Here is a 1,097-nt window from a genome sequence, read left to right on the forward strand (position 1 = left end):
TCTAGATGTACCCGGCCGAGACGTTGGTGACGTTGGGGTTGGTGGGTTGACGTAGGGAAGACCTCCGGAGTGCGGTGGAGATAGCCGTCTTCACCAGTCCGGAGGTCTTCGTGTCTCACCGTAACGCGCGGTTGACAGTGCATGGTCGGTTGTTGCTGGTTGAGCGGGTCTGTCGTGATCGGCGGCCGGTGGCTCATGTGGCGAAGGAGTTGGGGGTGTCGCGGCAGTGCGCGCACCGGTGGGTCGCGCGGTTCCTGGCCGAGGGTGAGCCGGGTCTGCTGGACCGGTCGTCGCGGCCGCACCGGTGCCCGCGCCGTACGCCGGCCGCGGTCGAGGAGCGGGTCGTGGCCGAACGTCTACGGCAACGCCGGGGTCAGGACTGGCTCGGGCCCGAGATCGGTGTGCCGGCCCGGACAGTGTCGCGGATCCTGCGCCGCCATCAGCTGCCTTACCTGCGTGAATGCGACCCGCTCACCGGACAGGTCATCCGCGCCTCCAAGACCACCGCTGTGAGGTATGAACGCGACCGGCCCGGCGACCTGGTCCACATGGATGTGAAGAAGATCGGCCGCATCCACGACGGCGGAGGCTGGAAAGCCCACGGCCGCGAGCACGGCCAAAACGGTGCGCAGAAACGGGCCAGGATCGGGTTCGACTACGTCCACTCCCTGGTCGACGACCACTCCCGGCTGGCGTACTCAGAAGTCCTCACCGACGAGAAAGGCCCCACCTGCGCGGCCTTCCTCACCCGCGCGATCGGCTACTTCGCCGACCACGGCATCGACCGGATCGAACGCCTGATGACCGACAACGCCTGGGCCTACCGCTGGTCCCTGCGCGAGGTCTGCACCACCCACGACATCACCCAGAAATTCATCAAACCCCACTGCCCCTGGCAAAACGGGAAAGTCGAACGCTTCAACCGCACCCTGCAAACCGAATGGGCCTACAGCCGCATCTTCCTCACCAACACCGCCCGAACCCACGCACTGGCACCCTGGCTCGACTTCTACAACAATCAACGCCGACACACCGCACTCGGCGGCCGACCACCCATCAGCCGACTGTCACCAACCTACTGACCGAGTACATCTAGA

The 1,097-nt window shown here is 65.6% G+C and carries 1 protein-coding gene; it reads left to right on the forward strand.

Going from position 1 to position 1,097, the window contains the following annotated elements; translation table 11 throughout:
* The first annotated feature begins 110 nt into the window (after positions 1-110).
* The gene (locus DIZ26_RS34550; RefSeq protein ID WP_112248784.1) at positions 111-1,082 is read left to right on the forward strand and encodes an IS481 family transposase; all 972 of its coding nucleotides are present in this window, start codon (positions 111-113) and stop codon (positions 1,080-1,082) included.
* Positions 1,083-1,097 lie beyond the last annotated feature (15 nt).

It is taken from the genome of Kribbella monticola (genome assembly GCF_003261635.1).
Lineage (GTDB): Bacteria > Actinomycetota > Actinomycetes > Propionibacteriales > Kribbellaceae > Kribbella > Kribbella monticola.